We start from the raw sequence: 22627 nt of genomic DNA, 5'->3' as shown, positions 1-22627 counted from the left end.
TGGTGTCGGGGGGATTCGGTGCTCAGCGGTCCTGGATCAACCCGAGCACGTTGCCGTCGATATCGGTGACGGTGGCCACCAGGCGGCCGCCGCCCACGTCGTGCGCTTGCTCCGTCACGCTGGCGCCCGCGGCGGTCAACTCGGCCAGCTTCGCCTCGATGTCGAGCACGTGCCAGTAGGCCACCGGTGCGGTCATACCCTGCGGGCCGCCGCTGGGCACCAGCCCGATGTGCTGGCCTTCGGCCTCGAAACCGACGTAGTAGGACGTGTCGGTCTGCGGCGCCACGCCGAGCAGGGCGGCATACACCGCCTTGGCCGCCGCCAGGTCGGCCACCGGATGCAGCACGGTCTTGATTCCCTGGGTGGAAGAACTGGTCATGATCACTCCTGAACTCGTCGGTCTGGTTGTTCCGGTGCCCGCCTGTCGGGGCGAACCGAACGTGCTCACAGCATCTCTTCCGGCGCGGCCTGCGCACATCCGTGGCGACCACGGAACCGACCACGGAACGCGGCACGGATCGCCCACGGTGGGTGCTCGGGTGCCGCGCGGAAGTGGTCCGTGGTGAGGGATGCGGACAGGCCGGAATCAGCTCCCCACCACTGGAAACCGACCGCGGAGTATGGGTGGGGCGCCCGTACGGCAGAATCGGTGCCATGGCGGCGACAGTGGAGATCTCGGCTCGGGAGGCCGAGGTGCTGGCGCTGGTCGGGGAACATTTCAGCAACGCCGAGATCGGGGCGCGGCTGTTCATCTCCGTGCGCACCGTGGAGAGCCATGTCTCCTCGCTGCTGCGCAAGCTGGAGGTGCCGGATCGGCGGGCACTCGCCCAGCGAGCGTCCGATCAGCCTCGCGCCGACCGGTCGCACCCGGCGCCGGTTCTGCCGACACCGCTGACCTCGTTCGTCGGGCGGGAGCGGGAGCGGGCCGAGCTGACCGAGCTGATCACGAAACATCGGCAGGTGACCGCCGTCGGCCCCGGCGGAGTGGGCAAAACCCGGCTGGCGCTGTCGGTGGCCGCGCAGATCGCTGGCGAGTTCTCCGACGGAGTGTGGTTCGTCGACCTGGTCCCGATCACCAGCGCGGATATCAGCGTGGTCGCCGGCACGGTCGCCCTCGCACTCGGCCTCGGCGAGCAACCCGGCCGCGCCATGGACGACACCGTGCCTGCCGCACTGGCCGACCGTCGTGCCTTGCTGGTGCTCGACAACTGCGAACACGTGCGGGATGGGGTGGCGCCGTTCATCGAACGTCTGCTCGCGACGTGCCCCGGCGTGACGGTGCTCGCGACCAGCCGGGCCCGGCTGATGGTTCCGTTCGAACGGGTGTACGCCGTCCCGCCGATGTCACTGACCGGCGAGGGCGCCTCGGATGCGGTCGAGTTGTTCATGGACCGCGCGGCCGCGGGCGGCTGGCCGCCGAATCATGCGCTGCGCGACGAGGTCGCCGCGTTCTGTGCGCGGCTGGACGGGGTGGCGCTGGCGATCGAACTGGCCGCCGCCCGCTGGACCACACTCGGGCTCGACGGCCTCGAAGCCGGACTGTCCGACCAGCTGCGGATGCTGGCGGGGGGCCCGCGCACCGAGGACCGGCACCGCTCGGTGCGGGCAGCGCTGGACTGGAGTCACGCCCTGCTCGAGCCGGACGATCGAGTGCTGCTGCGCCGGGTGTCGGTATTCATGAAGTCGTTCACCGTCGCGGCCGCGGCACAGGTGGCCGCCTGCGAGAGGAGCGTTGCCGCCGACGGCCTGGCCCGGCTCGCCGAGCAGAGCCTGCTGGTGGTGACGGCATCCCCGAGCGGTACCGCATACCGTGCGCTGGAAACCATCCGCCAGTACGGGATGGAGCGGCTCACCGAAGCGGGTGAGCTGGACGACATCCGGTCCCGCCACCTGAGCTGGTGCCTGGCCGCGGCCGCCGAGCTGGCGGTGGTGGGAACGGACTGGCGGCCACGATTCGACGCGGTGGCCGACGACTTCCGCGCCGCCATGGCGTGGGCGGGTGACCGGCCGCAGCAGCGCGCGGATGCCGCCCGCTTCGCCCGGCAGCTGGCGCAACTGTGCTTCACCCGCAATCTGATCGGCGAGTCCCAGATGCGCTACGAGCAGGCGGCCGCGCTCGCGGACGACCCGGCCACCGCCGCCTCGATGCTGCGCAACGCCGCTTCCGCGGCCGGGTGCCAGATGCGGGGCGACGACATGCACCGCCTGCGCCGCGCGGCCGCCGACGCCGCCCTTCGGTCCGGTGACCGCGCCTGCGCCGCCCGCGACCTGGCGACCGCAGCCGCCGACGCCTACCGGTTCGCGAGCAAGTTCGTCCGCCCGTTGCCGCCGCAGGAGGCGGCCGCACTGATCACCGAGGCGCAGCAGCTCGCCGGGGACGACCCGGCCGCCCAGGCCGCCGTGGCACTGGCCGAGACCGGGCGGGCGCTCACCGATGCCCTCACCGGCCTGCACTCCCCCGATGATGCCGTGCCGCCGACCATCGAGCGTGCCGAACGGGCGGTCGAACTCGCGCACCGCACGGGCGACCCGCTGGCCGAGTCCGCCGCTCTCGACACTCTCGCCGGTGCCCACAGCTTGGCCGGTGACACTTTCGCCGCCGCGGACATCACGCGGCGTCGGATGGCGCTGCTGGAGTCCACCACGAACACTCCGGCAGGCACCCACGAGCTGATCGACGCGCTCGGCGAGGCGGCCGAGGCCGACCTCGGTGCGGGGGACCTGCGCGGCGCGCGCCGATGGGCACGGCAGCTCGCCGATCACCCTTTGCTCGCCGAGGTCGGCCATCGTGCGACGAGCTGGCTGCTGGTGACCGACGCGCTGGCGGGCAACGTCGATGAGGTACTCACCCACAGCGTCCGGTTCCTGGACGCGTGGCAGCGGGCAGGCAACCCCGCCAAATCGGTCCTGGGACCGGCGGTAGCCGGTGTGGCGATGATCCACGACCTGCGCGGCGACCACGACGCCTGGAGCGAATGGGACGCTGCGCTGCACCGGCTCGGTACGCCACCAGCGCACACCCACGGATACGGCGCGGTCTTCGACGCACTCGCCATGCTCCACCGCGGGCAGATAACCGAGGCGCTGCAACGGCTGGCGGCCGAGCCCGGTGAGGTGTGGAGATGGGTCACGTGGATCTGGCTGCACTGGTATGTGGCGCTGGGGGCCGAGGCGGCTGTACTCGCCGGGGTCTCCGATGCCGGTGCCCGCTTGGCCGAGGCCAAGACCATCGTCGCCGGAAACCCTGTCGCGGGCGCCATCGTCGAGCGAGCCGAAGCACTGCACGCCGGTGACCGGCAGCGGTTGCTCGCGACGGCAGCCTCGTTCGACGCCGCCGGTTGCCGCTACCAGTCGGCGCGGACCGAGGTGCTCGCCGGCGGCGATCATGCCGCCCGCGGCGCGGCCGCGCTCGCCGATCTCGGCTTGGCCCCGATGGCTCCCCTCGTTTCGTAAGCCGTTGCGGCGCGGGGCCGGTGGATGCCCCCGGCGGGCGGGGGTGCACCAGAGGTAGCCTGTCTCGGAGGGAGGGAGGGCCCAATGCTTATCGACTTCGTTCCCGACGGGAATCTGTACCCCTTCGAGTCGCGGTGGTTCGACTCGTCCGTCGGCAGGGTTCACTACATCGATGAGGGGTCCGGGCCGCCGCTGCTGTTCTGTCACGGCGCCCCGACGTGGAGTTTCCTCTACCGTCACATCGTGAAGGACCTGCGCGACCGGTATCGGTGTATCGCCGTCGACTATCCCGGTTTCGGATTATCCGAACGTCCCGCGGATTTCGGCTACACGATCGGCGAGCACACCGCGGTCCTCGGCGAGCTGATCGATCACCTGCAGCTCGACGGGTTCGTTCTGATGGGACAGGATTGGGGCGGACCCATCGGGCTGGGCGCGGTCACCGCGCGTGCGGATCGGGTGAGAGGGATCGTGCTGGGCAACACCTCGTTCTGGCCCACCGAAGCGATGGCCAATCGGGTTTTCAGCATGATCATGAGCAGCACTCCGATGCAGCGGCGGATACTCGAGCAGAATTTTCTCGTCGAGCGCGTCCTGCTCGCAGAACTGGGGCGCACGCTCACCGCGGCCGAGGCCGACCACTATCGCATGGTGCAGCCCACCGCGGAAGCCCGGGCCGCACTCGCCGTGACGCCCAGGGAAATTCGTGCCGCGGGCCCGCTGCTGGACCAACTGGCCCGAGACGTGCCCGTCCTGCTCGGCGGCAAACCGACCCTCTTGGTCTGGGGAATGCGGGACATGGTGTTCCGCCCGAACGCCTGTATCCCGCGGATGCGCGCCGCCTTCCGCGATCTCGACGTAGTCGAGCTGCCGCGCGCGCGGCACTTCATCCAGGAACACGCACCGGACGTGATCGCGGCCGCGATCGCGCAGCGGTTCCCGTGAATACGATCGATGAACGTCACATCGATCCGGTGCGGCTCGACTCGCCTTGCCTAGTCGTCCTGCTCGGACCGGCGACGGAACCATCGTCGGATACGCCCGCCGATGCCGGTGACGCCCCGCGGTTGCGCAGCAGCGGTTCCGACGGTTTCCGGGACCGATGCCGCCTGGGCGAATCGCGCGTGCAATTGTTCGCGAACCTGGTCGGGGGTATAGGCGCGGCGGCGTCGCTCGGCGCGCACCACCACGACACCGGTGGCAACCACACCGGCCGCACCCGCCAATCCCACTGCCTTCCACCACCTCATACCGCATAGGCTACGACCATGACGGGGACTGGCATCAGTCTCGACCGAGCGGTCGAGGTCACCAGAACGGGCGACATCTGGCTTTTCCGTGGGCATTCCACGGCCGATCGGGTGATCCGGATGACGACGAACAGCCCGGTGAACCATGTCGGGATGTCCGTCGTGATCGACGATCTGCCCGCGCTGATCTGGCACGCGGAACTGGGACGATCGCTGTCCGACATGTGGTCGGGGACCGCCCACCGTGGTGCTCAGCTGCACAACTTGCGTGATGCCGTGCTCGTGTGGGCGCACCGTTACGGTCAGCGGGCCTGGTTGCGCCAGTTGGACCCTTCGGTCAGCCGGGAGATGGAAGACAGCGCGCTGCGCGCCATCGCCCGCCTCGACGGCACCCCGTTCCCGACCACCGCGGGCATGGCGGGGCGCTGGGTACGCGGCCGTGCCCGCCTCCCCCGCCGCGCGCCGAGTCGATCGGCTGCCCGCGAACTGGAGAACGCGTATTGCGCCGAAATCGTCGCCGCCACATATCAAGCGATGGGACTGCTGCCCTCGCACCGTAGCCCCGACTGGTACGACCCGGGCCGATTCTGGAGCGGAGACGGACTGCGCCTGTCCGGCGACTACGCATTGAGCGGCGAGATAGCCGTCCGCACGCCGGCTCAGCCGAGTTCCGGCACCACGCGAACGTGAATCAGCCGCCGACCCCTGGCCTGTTCCCGATCTAGTCGCGCCGCAGAACTGCAGCGATCGCGACGGCCCCGCCGGACGTGTCCGCATCAGGACGTGGGCGCCCCCACCGGCCACTGACAACACGGCACCGTTCCTACCTCGCACTTCATGACGGCTTCAGGAACTCGGGGCCGGAAGACCTGGCTCATCGCCGAACTCCGCTGATTGCATAACCTAATGGCCCTAGGATATAAACTAGGCATCGAAGTTTTCGGAGGTGTGCATGATGGCTCGAGCAGGGTTGACCGCAGAGCGGATCACGCGCGCCGCGGCCGATCTCGCCGACGAAGCCGGATTGGACAACGTCACGATGTCGGCGGTGGCCAAGCGGTTCGGTGTCCAGGACGCGAGCCTGTATTCCCACGTCAAGAATCTCCGGGATCTGCGCGCGCGAGTAGCCGCCCTGGCCGCTACGGAGAAGACCGATCTGATCGCCGCGGCGGTGGCCGGTCGCGCCGGACGCGACGCACTGGCCGCATACGCCCACGCCTGGCGGGACTACGCCCTGCGCTTCCCCGGGCGCTACGCCGCGACCCAGCTCCCGTTCGATCCCGAAGTGGCGCACACTACGACCGGCGCACTGCGCGCCATCGAACTGACCTACGGCATGCTGCGCGCCTACGGTTTGGCCGAACCCGACAGCACCGACGCGGTCCGATTGCTGCGCAGCACCTTTCACGGATACAGCGTTCTGGAGGCGACCGGCGGCTTCGGGCACGCACGCTCCACCGCCGACTCCTGGGAACGCATCATCGACGCCCTGCACGTCACCCTCGAGCAGTGGCCGACCGACGACAAGGAGAAACCATGAGATCCGGCACTCTGCAGGTCCCGGGAGCGACGCTGTACTACGAGGTGAGCGGCGCCGGACCGGTGCTGCTGTTGCTGCCGGGCAGCGGAGGCGACGCGGCGGTCTTCGATCCCATTCTCGAGCCTCTCGCCCAGCACTTCAGCGTGGTCACCATCGACCCGCGCGGTTACTCGCGCAGCGTACTCGAGCCCGGCCCACCGGCCGATATCGAGGTCGAGGTACAGAGCGAGGACGCTCACATGCTTCTCGAGCACCTCACACCCGCGGGCGAAGACGCCTACGTCTTCGGCGGCAGCGGCGGCGCGGTGGTCGCGCTGGACCTGCTCGCCCGCCATCCCCAGCGGTTGCGGCTGGTGATCGCGCACGAGCCGCCGTCTTTCGGCGTGCTGCCCGACGCCGCCGAGCACAAGGCGTTCGTCGACGAAGTGTACGAATTGTTCGAGACCGAGGGCCTCGCCGCCGCGGGCGCGCGCTTTCTCGAGGGGATCGGCGGAGGCGTGCGGGTGCCCGATGCCGCCCAGCTCTCACCGCGGGCGGCGGCAATGATCGAACGCCTGCACGCCAACGCCCCGCGCAACATGAGACACGAATTGCGCACGATCACCTCCCACGTGCCGGACGTGGCGGCTTTGGAACCGGTCACCGACCGCCTCGTACTGGGGGCGGGCCGGGAAAGCAGGGGCAAACTCCCGTACCGTCCCGCCCAGACCCTCGCCGAGCGGCTGAACATCCCGCTGACCGAGTTCCCCGGGGGGCACAGCGGATTCACCGACGCGCCTGATGAGTTCGTCCAGCTGATGCTCGAGTTGCTGCTGGCCGCCCGCGTGAACTGATCACCGCCCTGGTCGGAGGCTGATTCCATTTCAGGCAACTATGTTCTCAGTAACTTCCGTGCAGTGGAATCGACGGTAGTTGCGTGGGTGTACAGGGGTTTCCGGGCGCCATCTCGACGGCTCACCGGGGCAGGATCATCGATTTCAGGTCCGGCAGGTTGCCGATGCGCTGGGATACGGGCCGTTCCGGCGGATCGGTTTGCGCAGAGCCGGTTTCCCGCAGCCGAGTACGCACCTCGGCGGGCGTCTTGCGTCCGGCCGCGGCCGCGCTCATGCCTTGGAAGCTCGTGACGGCGCCGACCACGATCGGGGACGCGCTCGAGGTTCCGCTGAACACGTCGGTGTACCAGAGGTCCTCGTCGGGACCGCCTTGCAGATCGCCGTACCCGGTGGTGGTGACTTCCAGACCCCACCCTTGCACGTCGATTCGTTCGCCGTAGTTGGAAAACGACAAGCGGGAGCGAGGCGGGCCGTAGTCACGGCCGTGGAAGCCGGGCGGGGGTGCCCCGGCTCCGACGATGATCGCCCCGGAGTCGGCCTCGCCACCGCGGAACGGATTGCGCCAAGTGCTCGGGAACTCCGCGGGGCGGGTGTCGTAGAGCGCGGCGTCGAGGTCCTCGCCGCCGTTCCCGCCCGCCTCCACCACGACCACGCCCTTGCCGATCGCATACCTGATCGCGGCGAAGTCGTCGGGCCACCACTCGATCGCGATGTAGCCGCGCTGGTCCGGCCGGTTGGCATAGGTGAAACGCGGTCCCGGCCGGTGCAGTTCGAGCAGCAGCACGTCGCCGGGGTTCAGGGTGTCCGCGGCCGAGCGGATCGCGGTCGCCGATCCGACTCCGAAGATCGACACCGCGCGGATGTAGGCCTCGGGCACGATGCCGGTGATGCCGTAGGCATTCACGTCACCGCTGATCACGCCGGCGACCGCGGTGCCGTGGTCGCGCCAGCCCTGCTCCGGTGAGGGGTTGCCTCCGATCACACCGCCCTGGTTGACCCGCAGATCCTCGTGGGTGAACCGCCACGCGCCCTCGACATCCACCACTCGCACGCCGGTCCCCCGCCCCCCGGGAACCGTCCAGGCCCACCGCGCGTCGATGCCCTGCGGCGCGGCGTCCAGATACCCCTGCCGCACGACGAAATCCGGCGTCATCGGCGGCGCCTCGGCCGCGGAGCGGCCCGTGATCGCTCGAACGCCCTCCGGTGCGATCGGCGGTTCGGCGGGCGGCTTCACATAGGCCGCCGCCACCTCCTCGGCGGCGCGCAACCGCGCGGCCAGCTCGTCGAGTTCACCGGTGACACCGGTGACGTAGAAGTAGTTCAGATATTCCGCACCGGTCTCCAGATGCGGACTACCGGCGAGCCGGCGCTCCAAGCGGTTGGCCGGTCCGAAGATGCGCACCAGTTCGCCGCCAGGGGGCAGCAATTCCTCCAGACGTGCTTGCGCGCTGTGACTGTCGCGCAGAGCGATCGGCGTGATCGCGGTGTCGGCGCCGCGAGTGACCACGATCAGCTCGGCGGGCGACCGGAGCTCGGAATACTGGGATGCCATGGCGCCCAGTCAACCTGGATACCGCGCGCCTCGCCACCGGATGGGTGCCGGGTCAGCCGTCGAGGCGCATGGTCGCCACCATGCCCGGCATCGCGACAACGCCGCGCCGGGTACCCGCGGCGAACCAGGCCTCCATTGTCCCGATCGCGAGCAGGCACGGTCCGGCCACCCAGCCCAGTGCCTCCGGTGAGCCGAACGGCACCGCGGCCACCAGCACGCCGAGCATCAGCGTGACCAGGCCGAAGAGCTCTTGGCGTCCGCGTCCGGGCAGGTCGTCGACCCATACCGCTACGGTGGCGTGACAGATCCCGCGGATGGCCCACGCCAGTCCGATCCAGAACGACAGCAGCAGAGTCGAATTCCCTCCCGCGAGGCACAGCATCGCCAGCAGGGCCGACAGCCCACCGCTGACCAGCACCAGCACGCGCAGCGCGGTGGTGACGAAGCGGGCGCCGATCGCCACCACCAACTGTAGGACACCGTTGAGCAGCAGGTAGCCGCCGGACAGCAATTCCGCTGTCGGCAGCGACTTGTGCGGCCACACCGCCAGGGCCACACCCATGATCATCGAGCAGGCACCGGCCACCAGTACCGTCTGCCGGGCTGTGCCGGCCAGTGGTTCCGCACGCCCTCCGATCTCGGTCTCGGGCATAGCTACATGATATGACCGAAGCGGTGGTTAGCGACTCGTTTGCCCCATCACGGCCCATCGTCTCCCGCGCTGGGGCCACAGCCGGAGGCAGCCGTACCCGAATCACCTGATGAGCGAGAGGAATACGCCGGTGGCATTAACACCGAGGCGCCATGGTGCACCGACCCGACCGGCGATCCCCGCCTCGGCAAGTGCGCCCCGGCCCCGCGCCAAAAGGAGATGGACCCATACGACACGGTCACCTACCGGGATGTCCGTGTGGGACGCACCGTCGCGCGCCGAGCCGAATTCTTCTGCAAGAGACATTGTGCCGGGGGCGCGCATGGAGACGGAGGAGTCCGTCCATCAGGGCTCGTGGGGTGGCGCAGGTTCGGTCGCGGGCGGTTTGCGGCGCGTTTCGGCGAGGAGTTCGTCGAGTTGGGCTTCGGCGCGTTCGGCGCGGGCGAGGGTCTGCGCGCGGGCCTCGTCGAGCGCTTCCAGACGCTGGGCGGCTTCCGCGCGCACCTTGTCCAGAGCCGCGGCGGCTTCGGCTCGGGCGGCGGCGAGTTCGGCCACCGCGGTGCGCCGGGTTTCGGCGAGTTCGGCGCGGGTGGCGTCGAGTTCGGTACGGACTCTGCGCCATTCGGCTCGCGCCTCGTCAGCGGCTTCGGCTCGCTCGGCGGCGGCTCGCTCGGCTCGTTCGGCCGTTCGTTCGGCGTCCGCCGCGCGTTGCACGGCGAGGTCGCGTTCGGAGTGCGCGGCGGCGACGAGCGCCGCCGCTTCGCGCCGGGCGTTCTCGATATCGGTCTCCGCACGGCGTTCGGCGCGCTGAACTTGTTCTGCGGCTCCTTGTCCGACGCGTTCGGCGTGCTCGGCGGACTCGCGGCGCACGCCGCGGATCTCGGCTTCCGCGGCGCTGCGGGCGGCGAACACGTCGTCGGCCGCCTGCTTGGTGACGCGTTCGACTTCGCGCAGCGCGTCCTCACGCGCCGCATTCGCCTCGGCGATCAGCGCTTCGGCTTGCTCGGCGGCGCTCGCCGCGTCGTCGGCGGCGGATTCGGCGAGTTCCCGAGCCTCCTGCGCCTCCCGCCGCGCCTGCTCGGCCGCCACGGCCGCGCCCTCCGCCTCGGCGATCCGCCGTGCCGCATCCACCTGCACCGCCTGCACCTGCGCCTCGGCGATCGCCGGGTCGGCCAGCGTGGACAATTCCGCGACGGCGGCATTCAGCGTGGTGTTCAACTGTTCGGCCAGTCCCCGGAATTGGGTGAGCAGCTCATCGGCTCGCAACCGCGCGACGGTCACCGGCCCCGGTTTCGTCACGGTGACGGTAGCGGCCGCGGCTTCGGATTCCTGTTGCTGCCGTTGCCGTTCCCGCCACGCGCGCCAGCGCGTGTGATCGGCCCGGTCGCAGTACTCCGAGGGACGACCAGGCCCTACCGCGCTCGTGATGGGACGAGAACAACCCGGGTAGTTGCACACCTTCGACACCGCAGAATCGTAGCCCCGATGACGTCGCGACCCGACCCGCCGCCTGACGCCTTTCCTCGAAGATGCTAGGGCCGGAGTTGTCCTAGGCAGGTCATAGTGTGATTCTCATGAGCACAGAGATCATCCCCTTCCAGATCGACGTCCCCCAAGAGCAGCTCGACGACTTGAATCGGCGGCTGGACGCCACCCGCTGGACCGACGCGGATCCCGAGGCGGGCTGGGCGCAGGGCATCCCGCTCGACTACACCAGGGAACTGGCCGACTATTGGCGCCACACCTACGATTGGCGCGCCCAGGAGGCCCGGCTCAACTCTTTCCCCCAGTTCCGTACCGGGATCGACGGCCACGACGTGCACTTCCTGCACGTCCGCTCATCCGAACCCGACGCCATGCCGCTGGTGCTCACACACGGATGGCCCGGATCGATCGTGGAATTCCTCGAGGTGATCGGGCCGCTGACCGACCCGGTGGCGCACGGCGGCAACGCGCAGGACGCGTTCCACGTCGTCGTGCCGACCATCCCCGGGTACGGGTTCTCCGGCCCCGCCGTCGGCTGGTCGACCGCGCGCGCCGCGCGGGCATGGGCGGAACTGATGCGCCGCCTCGGCTATGACCGCTACGCCGCACACGGCGAAGACACCGGTGCCGCGATCTCCCGGCAGCTGGCGGTGATCGACGCCGAGCACCTGGTCGCGGTGCATCTGACGATGATCGCCTCCGCCACTGTCACCGCCGAGACCGCCGACCCCGACAACCCTGCCGAACAGCGTGCCGTCGAATTGGCTCGCCGCGCCCAATACGAACTCGGCGCCTACGCGATGCTGCAGGCCAGTCGCCCTCAAACGCTGTCCTACGCGCTCGCCGATTCACCGGTCGGTCAATTGGCTTGGATCGTCGAACGATTCAAGGACTGGACCGACTCTACCGACGCCCCCGAGGACGCCGTCGACCGTGACGCGATGCTGACCAACGTCATGATCTACTGGCTCAACGCCACCGCGGGCTCGTCGGCGCGCTACTACTACGAAGGCGCCGCCACCTGGGGAATGCCCGAACCCCAGACCGATGTGCCGGTCGCCGTGGCAGTCATGCCGCACGACCTGGGTATCCCCGTCCGCCGCGTCGCCGAACGAAACCACAACATCGTGCGCTGGACCGAATTCGAACGCGGCGGGCACTTCGCCGCCATGGAAGAACCCGACCTCGTCATCGACGACTTGCGCGCGACGTTCCGCGCATACCGCACATAGGACACCGACTCTCCGCGATCCGCGGCAGCGCCTGTCTCGGTCGTGTGCGAAATCCTCGACAGCGGCTGTCCGGTCGGCCCGATCACTTGTACAGACTCGATGGATCTGGCGACCGTCCTCCGCAGGATCCAGCGATTCGCCAGATTCATCGAGTCGAGCTGCCTTCCTGTGCCCCAGTGAATCCGGCGAGCATGGAATCGAATATCTCGCGTTCTTCGGTGGTCTCATCGGCGAAGTCTTCGATGCACTCGCGCAAGGGATCCTTTGCGGGCACGTCAACGACTTCGCCGCGCACACGCCGACTGCTGGCAGGATGAACGCCATGCGCTTCACCGTCTCCACCGCCATATTGATGATGGCGGCAGTCCTGCTGACTGGATGTTCTATACCGGTGCAAGGACCCGACCAGGCCGAGCGTGACAGCTGGTCGCAGGTGATCGAGACGGCCATTCGGGCCCTTGCGGGGGTGGTCGATGCGTCACATCTGTTCGATTACGAGGGCAAGTCCCATTCCCGGCTCGATGTGCAGCTCGAGGATGGCGCCACACCGGACGAGGCCGCGTCCGTGGTGCGTGCCATGGGCGCCCAGCAGCTTCCGCCGCACTACCAAGGCGACCAGACCGAGGTCGATCTCGACCGGATGACGGACTCTTACTCTGCGAATTGGCGGTTCGGTCGGGACGTGAGCAGGGAAGCGAACTCGGCACACACCTGGGTGAGAGTCTCAGCCCCCGGCACACAGGTGCACTGGTCGTCACGCGGCATCGACGTAGACCAGATGAGCAACGTCATCAGCGTCTCGGCGGACTCCGAGGCCGACCCCCACCGTGCCACCGCGGCGATGCGCCGAATCATCCAGGACTTTCCCGAACTGGCGCCCAACTATTGGACGGTGGCCACCATTCCTGTGGAGACCGGGTTCAAGAATTACTCGAGACTGGAACCCGGGTGGCTCAACTGGGGCAGTCGACCCCTCTTCCCCAACCGACCCCGCTTCCCGTCCAATAGCGAACTCGAGAGGTGGGAGTGGTTCCTGACCGATCAACCCACCCCATTCTTCGTCCGGATATCCGTATACGACCCGCCCGGCAAGGCGGGCCGCACCCTGGACGTCGCGATATATCCTCCTGTCGGAAGGCAACTCACCGCTGCGCAGGCAACACAACTCGCCGAACGGCATCTTCCCTACTTGGCCCAGTCCGGTGTTGTGGTCGACTACACGATCGAAACACGCAACGGCCCCGATTTCGCGGTCTTCGTCGGCGGTTGCCCGGAGCCATCCTGGCGCGATGTCTCACCGGAGTCGCAGGCCTACGCGAATCAGTATGAACGCTGCTAGTGCCGCGTCTGGCAACCTTCGGTAGGTAATCCGGGTGCCGGATCGACGAACACATCCGGCTTCCGGGCCACCGGCCATCACCCCACCGGCAGCATCTCCGCTGACCGACCCTTGCTCAACTCGCCACCCCGATTACCGCAGCAACCTATTCGGACGAGCCGCCCGCCCGAAGTGCAACTCCTCGGCGACGGCGATGAAGTACCGCAACCCGCGTCTCCGCCAGGTCTTGCTATCCGGCGATGACCACGACCGATACCCGTGCGGTATCGCCGCCCACCCGATCGGTCTTGGACGCCCCACCCCGGTCCGCCGCAGGGTGGACGGCATGAGTGATCGGACGATCGCGCTGGTGACCGGCGCGAACAAAGGAATCGGATACGAGATCGCGGCGGGCCTGGGCGACCTCGGCTGGCGAATCGGTGTGGGTGCGAGGGATCGACAACGCCGCGACAACGCCGTGGAGAAGCTGCGCGCGGCCGGGACCGATGCGTTCGGCGTGCCCCTCGACGTGAACGACGACGCCAGTGTCGCCGCCGCGGCCGAACTGATCGCCTACCATGCCGGAGGGCTCGACGTCCTGGTCAACAATGCCGCGATCACCGGCGGTATGCCACAGACACCCACCGCGGTCGATCCCGCCACGGTGCGAGCCGTCGTGGAAACCAACGTGATCGGCGTCATCCGGGTCACCAACGCGATGCTGCCCATGCTGCGCGGCTCGGCATCACCGCGAATCGTCAACATGTCCAGCAGCGTGGGCTCGCTCACCCTGCAGACCACGCCTGGCATCGACATGGGCCCGGTCCCCGCTGCCTACTTGGCGTCGAAGACCTTCCTCAACGCCGTCACGATCCAATACGTCAAGGAACTGAGCGACACCGATATCCTGATCAACTTCGGCTACCCCGGTTTCACCGCCACCGACCTCAACGGCTTCCGCGGCGTCCGCACACCACAACAGGGGGCGGCGATCGCGATTCACCTCGCGACCCTGCCCGACGACGGACCGACCGGCGGATTCTTCGACGACGCCGGAACAGTGCCCTGGTGACGGGCACACCGGTGCGAACCATGACAAAGGCAGTCCGATACGACGAATTCGGCGGAATCGACGTCCTGCGCGTCGACGAGGTCGACCGCCCCGTGCCCGAGGACGGGCAGGTCCTCGTGCGGGTGAGAGCGGCAGGCATCAACCCCGGTGAGGCGGCCATACGCGCCGGCGCGATGGCGGACATCTTTCCCTCGACCTTTCCGTCCGGGCAGGGCAGCGATCTCGCCGGAGTTGTCGCCGAGATCGGTGCCGGAGCCGACCGATTCTCGGTGGGCGCCGAGGTGATCGGATTCTCCGAGAAGCGATCAGCCCAGGCCGAACTGGTCCTCGTCGACGTCGACAACCTCACACCCAAACCGAAGAACGTCTCATGGGAGGCGGCGGGCGGCCTGTACGTCGCGGGCGTGACGGCATGGGGGGCAGTGCATTCCGTACAGCTCGAGCAGGGCGAGGCCGTCGTCATCTCCGGGGCAGCCGGAGGAGTCGGCTCGCTCGCCGTTCAGCTCGCACGCCGTGCCGGGGCCACGGTCATCGGCCTGGCGAGCGACAGCAACCACGAGTGGCTGCAAAGCCACAGCGTGATCCCCGTCGCCTACGGTGAGGGCGTCATGGACCGGATCCGGGCCGCTGCACCCAACGGCATCCATGCCTTCATCGACACCCACGGCGGCGGGTACGTCGAACTGGCCCTCGCCCTCGGCGTCCCAATCGAGCGGATCGACACCATCGCTGATTTCGCAGCAGCCGCAAAGTATGGGGTCAAGACCGAACCCGGGCCCGAGGCCAGGACGGGAGCCGAGGTGCTCGCCGAACTGGCCGGCCTTGTCGCCGACGGACACCTCGAAGTACCGATCGCGAACGTCTACCCGTTGACGCAGGTTCGTCAGGCCTACACCGAACTCGAACGCGGCCACACTCACGGCAAGATCGTGCTGAGGCCCTAGCCGAGCCCGTTCGTCGCGCGGGATCAGAGCAACGTTCCCGATAATCGCTGTCCCAGAACGAGGCTGGCGCGCGCTCGATCCCAGACGTCCGGATCGTCGCTCAGATGACTCCAGTTGAGGAGCGGGCGGTCGATCTTCGTCGGCCAGGGATCGATCGGATCGGCGCCACCCGCTCGAACGCCACCGCCGTGACGTCCGCCAGAAGGCGACGGACTTCGCCGGCCTCTGGATCGACGAACCCTCGAACCGGCTCTGCCGCAATTCCGCTGGATACCAGGTGCAGACCAGGCCCCTGGTTCGTCACCGACCACCTCCCGCTCCGACGCTCTGACGCAGGTCCAGGGCGTCGAACCGGTGTGTGTGCCAGATTCGGCGCGAGCGTTCTTCGGGGTAGGGCTGGGTGGTCGGCTCGGCGCTGTAGACACGAGTGGATCGTGTTTCCGGATCGTAGGATGCCCAGCCGGGGTTTCCGGTGGTCGCGAAACGCACCCAGTCGCTGCGCATTTGGTTGGAGACCTCCAGGATCTCGTTCGCAGCGTTCGGGTGGGTCAAGGGGTGACCACGCACCTCGTCGGCGCTGAGTGTGCCGAACACCAGCAGCATATCGAGGCTGTGCGAGGCACCCTGATCCCGGCGGAAGCTCCAACACAGTTCATAGAGCCATGCGGGTCCTTGTCCGGCGTATTGCGCCTCGGCGAGATGCAGGCTCGGCATCCGGAGCAGCCAGTCGGAGTAGACGAGTTCATACAGCTGTGCGGCGGAGGCATCCGGGTAGGCGGCGCGGTATCCCCCGCTGCTGTTCAACGCGGGTGCGAGACGTTCGAGCACAGCGTTCGCCTGCTCATCGGTCATCTCTCTATCGCGCCAGGTGTTGAACAGTGAGTACTCGTCACGGGTGTGCCCGATGAGCAGGTCGATATCCCGCGCGGCACCGTTGGCCAGCGCAGGCCACGGCGCAATAGGGAGTACGACTCCATCGACAACCGGTGAGAACGGCGTAGGCGTCAGCGCTGTGGGTCCCCACGATTCGACGAATTCCGGCATCTTCCGAAGCACCGCGTCGGTCGCCTCGGTCAGCCCACGCGGCGGTATATCGGCGAGCTCGTCGACGGTGGCGCGGACACCGAGTTCCGCGGCGATCTTTGCGGAGATCGCGTCGGCGAGCTGTGGGGAGAAGTAGGTGCCCGGCAGGCTTTGCGATATCGCACGACGAAACAGCCCGGCTGCCATGGGCATCGTGAGCAGTGCCGCGATGGAACCCGCTCCGGCGGATTGGCCGAACACGGTGACGTTGTCGGGATCGCCGCCGAATGCGGCGATATTGTCCTGTACCCACCGCAAGGCTGCGACCTGGTCGAGGATGCCCCGGTTGTCCGAGGCTCCAGCGATGTGGGCGAAGCCTTCCACGCCCACTCGATAGTTCATGCTGACCATCACCACACCGCACGCGGCGAGGGTCGCACCGTCCTGGTGCGGGTTGCCGGCGGTGCCTTCGAGGTATCGACCCCCGTGAATCCACACCATCACCGGCAACCGGGCGGTACCGAGCTCGGGTGACCAGACATTGAGCGTCAAGCAGTTCGCGGAACCATCATCGGTACAGCCGGAAACCGATGACATCACCGAACCTTGATGGCTTGCCTGAGGAACCGCTGGACCGAACTCCGACGTGTCGCGGACACCATCCCACTGCTGCACAGGAACGGGCTCCCCGAACCGACGCGAGCCGAAAGGCGGCTCCGCGTAGGGGATCCCCCGGAAGACCACGACTGCGTTCTCCCATCTGCCACGCACGACTCCCGCAGCCGTTCGGATCTCTGGTTCCAACCTCCCCCTACCTTCGCCGCGCAGGCCAGAACGCCCACCGGGCACACCGACCACCCCGTCCATGTCGTTCACCGACGCCAGATCGCCGGTGATGATGCCACATTGGGGCTGGCGATAGCTATGTTAGGCCCTCCAAGCCTGACCTCCGATAAGTGAACCTTATCGGAGGTTAGACCGCATGTGGCACTCCGATGATCCCGAGCAAAATACGTTTCGTAGCGTTGGTCGCGACCAAACGAAATATCAACGGAACGCATCAAAAACTGGGCACCCCGGTTGGGTGCAGATTTCAGCAGATGAGGATCGACCCGACGGACAAGAGGCTGGGCATGGGGCCGCATCGGCCGGGAGCGAAAGCGCCGCGGTCCCCCGCCGCCCGGCATCGGAGGTGCAGTCGCGGCGAATCTCCGCAAGGACGGCGGTGAAGGCTTGAAGGACAGTCGCTCGAGATCCGGCGCTGAGGAAAGTTCCGGCGCTCCGTCGAACCGAACAGAACCCGGGCGAGAAAATTGCGTACGGAATCCGGCGCTGAGGAGTTATCGCGGTGCGCAGCCTCCCCGAAGTGTGCGGCTGTCCGATGACGGTTTCCTGAACTTCCAGGCCGAAACAGATCCCGCCGCGCGTCGCCATGGCCGATGGTCGGGCGAATAGTCTGTGGACGGGAGAGGAACGTGATGAGTATTGAGACATCTATCCCGTTGCACGGCGCGGCATTCTTATGCCCTGCGCTCATGGAGGTGGCCCGCTGCCGAGACTGTGACCTGGGGTGGAACGACCGCGATGGCAGAACGGGCGTGTGATGTCACCGGTGCGGGTGGTCCGTTCGGCTTTCCGTTGCGCGAAGCGGCATTTTATGTCCTCTCCGGCATGCCAATAGCGTCGGATTTCATGGATTGGAATTTTCAGTCGGCGGTAGAACTGGCTGCTGCGTTGCGTGCTGGTGCGGTGACATCGGTGGAATTGACCCATGAGGCGATCGCGCGTATCGAGCGGGACGACAAGGCGATCAACGCGATCTGCGTACCGGATTTCGATCGTGCGCGGGCCGCCGCGCGCCGTGCCGATGAGGCGCGCGCCCGCGGCGAGGATCGGCCGTTGCTCGGTATTCCGGTGACGGTCAAGGAGTGCTACAACATGGCCGGGCTGCCCACGACCTGGGGCATTCCGCAATACGCGAACTATGTGCCGGCCGAGGACGCGGTACAGGTCTCGCGGTTGAAGGCGGCCGGCGCGGTACTGCTCGGTAAGACCAATGTGCCGTTGATGCTGCGAGATATTCAGAGCTTCAACGAGATCTACGGCACCACCAACAATCCGTGGGATCACGGCCGCACGTCGGGTGGGTCCTCCGGCGGTTCGGCGGCGGCCTTGGCGGCCGGGTTCGGCGCGCTGTCCATCGGCTCCGACCTCGCCGGTTCGCTGCGCACCCCCGCGCATTTCTGCGGTGTCTACGGACACAAGCCGACACTCGGGCTGGTGCCGACCCGCGGCATGGTCGCGCCGCCCGCGCCGGCCTTGCCGATCGACCTCGACCTCGCCGTCGTCGGCCCGATGGCGCGCACCGCCCGTGACCTCGCGCTGCTGCTCGAGGTGATGGCAGGACCGGACCCGCTGACCCACGGCGTCGCCTACGACGTCGCACTGCCGCCCGCGCGCCACGAGCGGCTGTCGGACTTCCGTGTCCTGATCATCGAGGACCATCCGCTCATTCCGACCGGATCGGCGGTGCGGGCGGGGGTGAACCGGGTCGCCGAGGCGCTCGTCGAGGAGGGCGCCCGCGTCGAACGGCGCAGTCCGCTGCTGCCCGATCCGACCGAAGCGGCGACGCTCTACATGCTGTTGATGTTGTCGAACGCCGCCACGAGCCTTCCGGTCGACGTGTACGAACAGCTGCGGACCCGCGCCGCCGCCCTGAGCGCGCACGACAGGAGTCTCGATGCGGCGCGGCTGCGCGGCATGGTGCTCAGCCACCGCGACTGGGTCGAGGCGAACAACCGTCGCGAACTCCACCGCCAGGGCTGGCGGCAGCTCTTCGCCGAGTTCGATGCCGTGGTGTGCCCGATCACGCCCACTCCCGCCTTCCCGCACGACCACAACGGAGATCTGCAGGACCGCCACATCGACATCGATGGCGTCGCGTACCCGTACTTCGACCAGCTCGTGTGGGCCGGTGTGGCCACGATGCCCGGCCTGCCTGCCACCGCCATCCCCGCGGGCCGGTCCCCCGAGGGACTGCCGGTGGGAGTGCAGCTCATCGGTCCGATGTTCGAGGACCGCACCCCGCTGCGGCTGGCCGAACTGCTCGAGCAGAAGATCGGCGGCTTCCAGGCACCGGAATAGAGCGCACTACCGAGGCACCTTTCCGATCGCCGGCGTGCCCCCGTGGTGTCGTAGGCTGATTTCTCGCGCCGGACGTTCCGGCGCGGACAGCCGAACACCGATATGAACGCGGGAGCCGAGCCATGGACGATCGTTCCAGCGTGGTCGCGGTTCCCGAGTCGGTGCGCACCGAGTTGCGCCGTGGGGTGCGCAGCGTATTGGTGGATGCCGCGGCATTGCGGTTGGTGCGTGATCGCTTCGACGACGGCCAAGCCGGTTCGCTGCGCCGCTATCTTGAAGCGTCCCAATCGGCGAACACGCTGCGCGCCTACCGGTCCGACTGGGTGGCGTGGTCGGCATGGTGCGCCACCGAGGGCCGCCAGGCATTGCCCGCCGACGCGCTGGATGTCGCCGTCTATCTGGCCGCGGCCGCCGACGCACGCCGCGACACCGGCGAATGGGCCTTCGGTCCGGCGACGCTGGAACGCAAGTCGGCCGCCATCGCGGCGGTGCACGCGGCCAATGGCCTGCCATCGCCGACGCGATCGGATGTGGTGCGCCTGACGCTGCGCGGTATCCGCCGTACCCGCCGCGCGCAACCCAAACGCAAACGCCCCGTCCTGCTGCACACCCTCGACCAACTGCTCGGCGGGCTCCCCGAACCGGGCTGGCCCACCGAACCCGCCCGCCGCAGGGACGCGCTCGCACTGCTCGTCGGTTTCGCCGGCGCGTTGCGCCGCAGCGAACTGGCCGGTTTGCGTATCGGGGACGTCGAGGTGGGCCTCGACCACACGACCGGCGAACCGATCCTGCTGATCCGGCTGCCCGCGACGAAGACCGACCCGACCGGCGCCGCGGAACAGCGCGTGGCCCTTCCGCGGGGCCGCCGCCCCGCCACCTGCCCGGTCTGCGCCTTCGCCGATTGGTTGCGGCTGCGCGAAGTGCACGCCGCCGCAAGCACTCCGGGCGTTCGCGCCTGGCTCGCCGGTCTTCCGGCGAGATCCGCCGACATCCACCGGTGCCACGGCTTCACCGGCACGACGCTCACCGATGCGGACCTTCCGCTCTTTCCCACCATCACCCGCCACGGCGCGATCGGCGCCCACGCGATGTCCGGGCGCGCGGTCGCCGAACTGGTCAAGCGCTACGCGGCCCGGGCCGGGCTCGACCCCGCCTTGTTCTCCGGCCATTCGCTGCGTGCCGGATTCGCCACCCAGGCCGCGCTCGGCGGCGCCAGCGACCGCGAGATCATGCGCCAAGGCCGCTGGTCCAACCCGCGCACCGTCCACGGCTACATCCGCACCGCCAACCCGCTGGAAGACAACGCGGTCACCAAGCTCGGATTGTGACCGCAGAAAGTTTGCCGCTCGAGAGATCGAGCAGACAATCCTCACGGATATCCCGCAGTAAGTGCAGTTGGATAGCGTGCCGACGGGAAAGTTGCGGTGAATCTGAAGATATGCTGAATGTGTGCTGTCAGCACCGGCGCCCATGCTGGCCGTCTCCGGACGGCCACCGCGGAAACACGGCCGATGGGCATTCGAGATGAAATGGGACGGCATTCGCGCCATCGCGCGCTGCCGCGACGGGGACTGCCGTTTCTACAGTCGCAACAATCGTGATCTGAGTGGGTCGTTTCCCGAGCTCACAGCGGCGCTGGCGGATCTGGGCGAGCTGATCCTGGACGGGGAGATCGTCGCGCCCGACCCGAGGACGGGGGCGCCGTCGTTCGGTCGCCTTCAGCGGCGGATGCATGTGGTCTCGCCCAGCGCGGAGTTGCTGCGCGGATTCCCGGCCCAGTATCTCGCCTTCGATGTGCTGGCCGCCGACGACGAGGTCCTCCTGAATCTGCCCTATACCCAGCGCCGCGAGCGCTTGGCCGGACTCGCGCTCGACCGGCCGCTGGCCCGCACCCCACCGCATTACACCGATGTCGATCCCGACCTGCTGATGGAGGTCGCCCGCGAGCACAGCCTGGAGGGCATCGTCGCCAAGCGTCTGGATTCCGCCTACTACCCCGGCCGCCGCTCCCCGCTGTGGATCAAGACGCCGCTGCGTAGGACGACGGAGGTCGTCGTCGCGGGCTGGCTGCCCGGCACGGGACGTTTCTCGACGACGTTCGGTTCGCTCGCGCTCGGCGCCTACGACGACCACGACCAGTTGGTGCACATCGGCAACGTCGGCACCGGATGGACCATGCGCGATCGTCGCGCCCTGCAAGCGCGACTGAACGAATTGTCCCGCCCGGATACTCCTTTCGACGTTCCCCCGCCGCGCGTGGTCGCCGCCTCCGCGCACTGGGTGGAACCAGTCCTCGTCGCCGACATCGAATATCGTGAAGCCACCCCCGAGGGCCTGCGCCACCCCAGCTGGCGCGGATTGCGCCTGGACAAGACGCCCCATGAGGCGAAGATGCCTTCATAGGATCGGATGCAACACCGTATTGCCGATTGATCCCAACGTTTGTGCTGGTAGATCACTCGCCGCGCTAGCGCACTCCTCGATCTCGGCATGCGACCTGCGCCGCTGCACTGGATGCATCAATGTTGCATCTGATACACCATTTCGGTGGACGAGGCTCCGGGGTCGGCGCGGTTGGTTCTAGCGAGCAACGTCGTGCACTTGAACGCCGAAGAAGCGGTGTCGAGGCGATGCTGGAGGGCTGGGCGCGCCAACAGCGCGCTCGGTGAGAGTGCGTGTACCGATTCCGCGGGGATGTGGCGAACATGGCTCACCGCGGCTACGGCGGTGCCTCAGGGCGAGGCTCAGCAGGTGCCGTTCTGCACCGGATAGTGGATGACGACCGCACCACCGGTGGCGTAGTTGGCGACATCGGCAGCCACCCGCCGGCCCTGCGGAGACGCCCTCGCCGCGGTCATTGCCGCGGCGTCGGCGAACTCGGCCTCGAAGACCGCGAAGTACGGCGTCTGTCCCTGCGTCGCTGCCACCTCGAAGCTGTAGCGCCACGCGAGCAGGCCGGGCATGCGCGCGACCAGCGGGAGGTGGTTGCTCACGTAGTAGTCGCGGAAGTGGTCGGGATCGGCGGGCTCGGGATACAGGACCATCAGCTTGTACATAACAACTCCCGTTCAGGCGGCGAGCGACCACAACACCCGGGAGATCTCGGGCCGTCGCCATACCGGCATCACC

At 68.1% G+C, this 22627-nt stretch carries 19 protein-coding genes; 12 read left to right on the top strand and 7 right to left on the bottom strand.

Annotated elements, in window-relative coordinates:
- Positions 1 to 22 precede the first annotated feature (22 nt).
- On the bottom strand, positions 23 to 379 hold the full coding sequence (locus tag ABZ420_RS08215; protein ID WP_357118705.1) for a VOC family protein: 357 nt from the start codon (positions 377 to 379) through the stop codon (positions 23 to 25).
- Between the two features lie 275 nt (positions 380 to 654).
- Between ABZ420_RS08215 and ABZ420_RS08210 the strand changes: the two genes are divergently transcribed.
- Both ABZ420_RS08210 and ABZ420_RS08205 read left to right on the top strand, forming a co-directional pair.
- The gene (locus tag ABZ420_RS08210; RefSeq protein WP_357118701.1) at positions 655 to 3453 is read left to right on the top strand and encodes a LuxR C-terminal-related transcriptional regulator; all 2799 of its coding nucleotides are present in this window, start codon (positions 655 to 657) and stop codon (positions 3451 to 3453) included.
- 84 nt (positions 3454 to 3537) lie between these two features.
- On the top strand, positions 3538 to 4398 hold the full coding sequence (locus tag ABZ420_RS08205) for a haloalkane dehalogenase (protein ID WP_357118698.1): 861 nt from the start codon (positions 3538 to 3540) through the stop codon (positions 4396 to 4398).
- Between the two features lie 50 nt (positions 4399 to 4448).
- Here ABZ420_RS08205 and ABZ420_RS08200 read toward each other — a convergent pair whose 3' ends face one another.
- Complete coding sequence (locus tag ABZ420_RS08200; protein ID WP_357118695.1) at positions 4449 to 4703, bottom strand: hypothetical protein; 255 nt, start codon at positions 4701 to 4703, stop codon at positions 4449 to 4451.
- Between the two features lie 18 nt (positions 4704 to 4721).
- Here ABZ420_RS08200 and ABZ420_RS08195 point away from each other — a divergent pair, with 18 nt between their 5' ends.
- The 3 genes from ABZ420_RS08195 (at position 4722) to ABZ420_RS08185 (ending at position 7076) form a co-directional block, all read left to right on the top strand.
- A complete protein-coding gene (locus ABZ420_RS08195) occupies positions 4722 to 5393 on the top strand; it encodes a hypothetical protein (protein WP_357118692.1) in 672 nt (223 codons plus the stop codon).
- Between the two features lie 262 nt (positions 5394 to 5655).
- On the top strand, positions 5656 to 6243 hold the full coding sequence (locus tag ABZ420_RS08190) for a WHG domain-containing protein (RefSeq protein WP_357118689.1): 588 nt from the start codon (positions 5656 to 5658) through the stop codon (positions 6241 to 6243).
- A complete protein-coding gene (locus tag ABZ420_RS08185) occupies positions 6240 to 7076 on the top strand; it encodes an alpha/beta hydrolase (RefSeq protein WP_357118686.1) in 837 nt (278 codons plus the stop codon). Before ABZ420_RS08190 ends, ABZ420_RS08185 begins: the two co-directional genes overlap by 4 nt.
- Positions 7077 to 7197: 121 nt before the next feature.
- Here the strand turns inward: ABZ420_RS08185 and ABZ420_RS08180 are convergent, their stop codons facing one another.
- From ABZ420_RS08180 to ABZ420_RS08170, 3 genes are all read right to left on the bottom strand, one after another.
- Positions 7198 to 8628, bottom strand: coding sequence for a S8 family peptidase (locus tag ABZ420_RS08180; protein ID WP_357118683.1), 1431 nt, complete (start codon positions 8626 to 8628; stop codon positions 7198 to 7200).
- A 52-nt stretch (positions 8629 to 8680) separates the two neighbouring features.
- Positions 8681 to 9280, bottom strand: coding sequence for a DUF308 domain-containing protein (locus ABZ420_RS08175; RefSeq protein ID WP_357118680.1), 600 nt, complete (start codon positions 9278 to 9280; stop codon positions 8681 to 8683).
- Between the two features lie 345 nt (positions 9281 to 9625).
- Positions 9626 to 10579 carry a hypothetical protein gene (locus tag ABZ420_RS08170; RefSeq protein ID WP_357118677.1) on the bottom strand — a complete coding sequence of 318 codons (954 nt, stop codon included), beginning with the start codon at positions 10577 to 10579 and terminating at the stop codon, positions 9626 to 9628.
- Positions 10580 to 10854: 275 nt separating this feature from the next.
- Here ABZ420_RS08170 and ABZ420_RS08165 point away from each other — a divergent pair, with 275 nt between their 5' ends.
- The 4 genes from ABZ420_RS08165 to ABZ420_RS08150 all read left to right on the top strand — a co-directional run bounded on the left by ABZ420_RS08165 (position 10855) and on the right by ABZ420_RS08150 (position 15331).
- The gene (locus tag ABZ420_RS08165; protein ID WP_357118674.1) at positions 10855 to 11997 is read left to right on the top strand and encodes an epoxide hydrolase family protein; all 1143 of its coding nucleotides are present in this window, start codon (positions 10855 to 10857) and stop codon (positions 11995 to 11997) included.
- A gap of 322 nt (positions 11998 to 12319) precedes the next feature.
- The gene (locus ABZ420_RS08160; RefSeq protein ID WP_357118671.1) at positions 12320 to 13336 is read left to right on the top strand and encodes a hypothetical protein; all 1017 of its coding nucleotides are present in this window, start codon (positions 12320 to 12322) and stop codon (positions 13334 to 13336) included.
- 325 nt (positions 13337 to 13661) lie between these two features.
- Positions 13662 to 14387, top strand: coding sequence for an SDR family NAD(P)-dependent oxidoreductase (locus tag ABZ420_RS08155; protein ID WP_357118668.1), 726 nt, complete (start codon positions 13662 to 13664; stop codon positions 14385 to 14387).
- A gap of 20 nt (positions 14388 to 14407) precedes the next feature.
- Positions 14408 to 15331, top strand: coding sequence for an NADP-dependent oxidoreductase (locus ABZ420_RS08150; RefSeq protein WP_357118665.1), 924 nt, complete (start codon positions 14408 to 14410; stop codon positions 15329 to 15331).
- Positions 15332 to 15631: 300 nt separating this feature from the next.
- Here the strand turns inward: ABZ420_RS08150 and ABZ420_RS08145 are convergent, their stop codons facing one another.
- Positions 15632 to 17203 (bottom strand): carboxylesterase family protein, encoded by a 1572-nt coding sequence (locus tag ABZ420_RS08145; RefSeq protein ID WP_357118784.1) that lies wholly within the window; start codon positions 17201 to 17203, stop codon positions 15632 to 15634.
- A 735-nt stretch (positions 17204 to 17938) separates the two neighbouring features.
- Here ABZ420_RS08145 and ABZ420_RS08140 point away from each other — a divergent pair.
- The 3 genes from ABZ420_RS08140 (at position 17939) to ligD (ending at position 21901) form a co-directional block, all read left to right on the top strand.
- Entirely contained in the window at positions 17939 to 19498 is a 1560-nt protein-coding gene (locus ABZ420_RS08140) for an amidase (protein WP_357118662.1), read from the top strand.
- A 122-nt stretch (positions 19499 to 19620) separates the two neighbouring features.
- Entirely contained in the window at positions 19621 to 20826 is a 1206-nt protein-coding gene (locus tag ABZ420_RS08135) for a site-specific integrase (RefSeq protein ID WP_357118659.1), read from the top strand.
- 142 nt (positions 20827 to 20968) lie between these two features.
- Positions 20969 to 21901: a non-homologous end-joining DNA ligase gene (gene ligD / locus ABZ420_RS08130; RefSeq protein ID WP_357118781.1), complete on the top strand. Its 933-nt coding sequence runs from the start codon at positions 20969 to 20971 to the stop codon at positions 21899 to 21901.
- A gap of 341 nt (positions 21902 to 22242) precedes the next feature.
- Here the strand turns inward: ligD and ABZ420_RS08125 are convergent, their stop codons facing one another.
- On the bottom strand, positions 22243 to 22554 hold the full coding sequence (locus tag ABZ420_RS08125) for an EthD family reductase (RefSeq protein WP_357118656.1): 312 nt from the start codon (positions 22552 to 22554) through the stop codon (positions 22243 to 22245).
- Positions 22555 to 22627: the final 73 nt, after the last annotated feature.

This window comes from Nocardia sp. NPDC005745 (genome assembly GCF_040630775.1).
Lineage (GTDB): Bacteria > Actinomycetota > Actinomycetes > Mycobacteriales > Mycobacteriaceae > Nocardia.
The sequence above is the reverse complement of the archived record's forward strand: the minus strand, read 5'-3'. Positions and strand labels throughout refer to the sequence as shown.

Coding starts and splice junctions, on each gene's coding strand:
- ligD (WP_357118781.1), top strand. CDS start 20,969: ATGCTGGCCGTCTCCGGACGGCCACCGCGGAAACACGGCCGATGGGCA.
- ABZ420_RS08180 (WP_357118683.1), bottom strand. CDS start 8,628: ATGGCATCCCAGTATTCCGAGCTCCGGTCGCCCGCCGAGCTGATCGTG.
- ABZ420_RS08160 (WP_357118671.1), top strand. CDS start 12,320: ATGCGCTTCACCGTCTCCACCGCCATATTGATGATGGCGGCAGTCCTG.
- ABZ420_RS08195 (WP_357118692.1), top strand. CDS start 4,722: ATGACGGGGACTGGCATCAGTCTCGACCGAGCGGTCGAGGTCACCAGA.
- ABZ420_RS08125 (WP_357118656.1), bottom strand. CDS start 22,554: ATGTACAAGCTGATGGTCCTGTATCCCGAGCCCGCCGATCCCGACCAC.
- ABZ420_RS08175 (WP_357118680.1), bottom strand. CDS start 9,280: ATGCCCGAGACCGAGATCGGAGGGCGTGCGGAACCACTGGCCGGCACA.
- ABZ420_RS08185 (WP_357118686.1), top strand. CDS start 6,240: ATGAGATCCGGCACTCTGCAGGTCCCGGGAGCGACGCTGTACTACGAG.
- ABZ420_RS08135 (WP_357118659.1), top strand. CDS start 19,621: ATGGACGATCGTTCCAGCGTGGTCGCGGTTCCCGAGTCGGTGCGCACC.
- ABZ420_RS08190 (WP_357118689.1), top strand. CDS start 5,656: ATGATGGCTCGAGCAGGGTTGACCGCAGAGCGGATCACGCGCGCCGCG.
- ABZ420_RS08140 (WP_357118662.1), top strand. CDS start 17,939: ATGGCAGAACGGGCGTGTGATGTCACCGGTGCGGGTGGTCCGTTCGGC.
- ABZ420_RS08200 (WP_357118695.1), bottom strand. CDS start 4,703: ATGAGGTGGTGGAAGGCAGTGGGATTGGCGGGTGCGGCCGGTGTGGTT.
- ABZ420_RS08165 (WP_357118674.1), top strand. CDS start 10,855: ATGAGCACAGAGATCATCCCCTTCCAGATCGACGTCCCCCAAGAGCAG.
- ABZ420_RS08210 (WP_357118701.1), top strand. CDS start 655: ATGGCGGCGACAGTGGAGATCTCGGCTCGGGAGGCCGAGGTGCTGGCG.
- ABZ420_RS08215 (WP_357118705.1), bottom strand. CDS start 379: ATGACCAGTTCTTCCACCCAGGGAATCAAGACCGTGCTGCATCCGGTG.
- ABZ420_RS08150 (WP_357118665.1), top strand. CDS start 14,408: ATGACAAAGGCAGTCCGATACGACGAATTCGGCGGAATCGACGTCCTG.
- ABZ420_RS08155 (WP_357118668.1), top strand. CDS start 13,662: ATGAGTGATCGGACGATCGCGCTGGTGACCGGCGCGAACAAAGGAATC.
- ABZ420_RS08205 (WP_357118698.1), top strand. CDS start 3,538: ATGCTTATCGACTTCGTTCCCGACGGGAATCTGTACCCCTTCGAGTCG.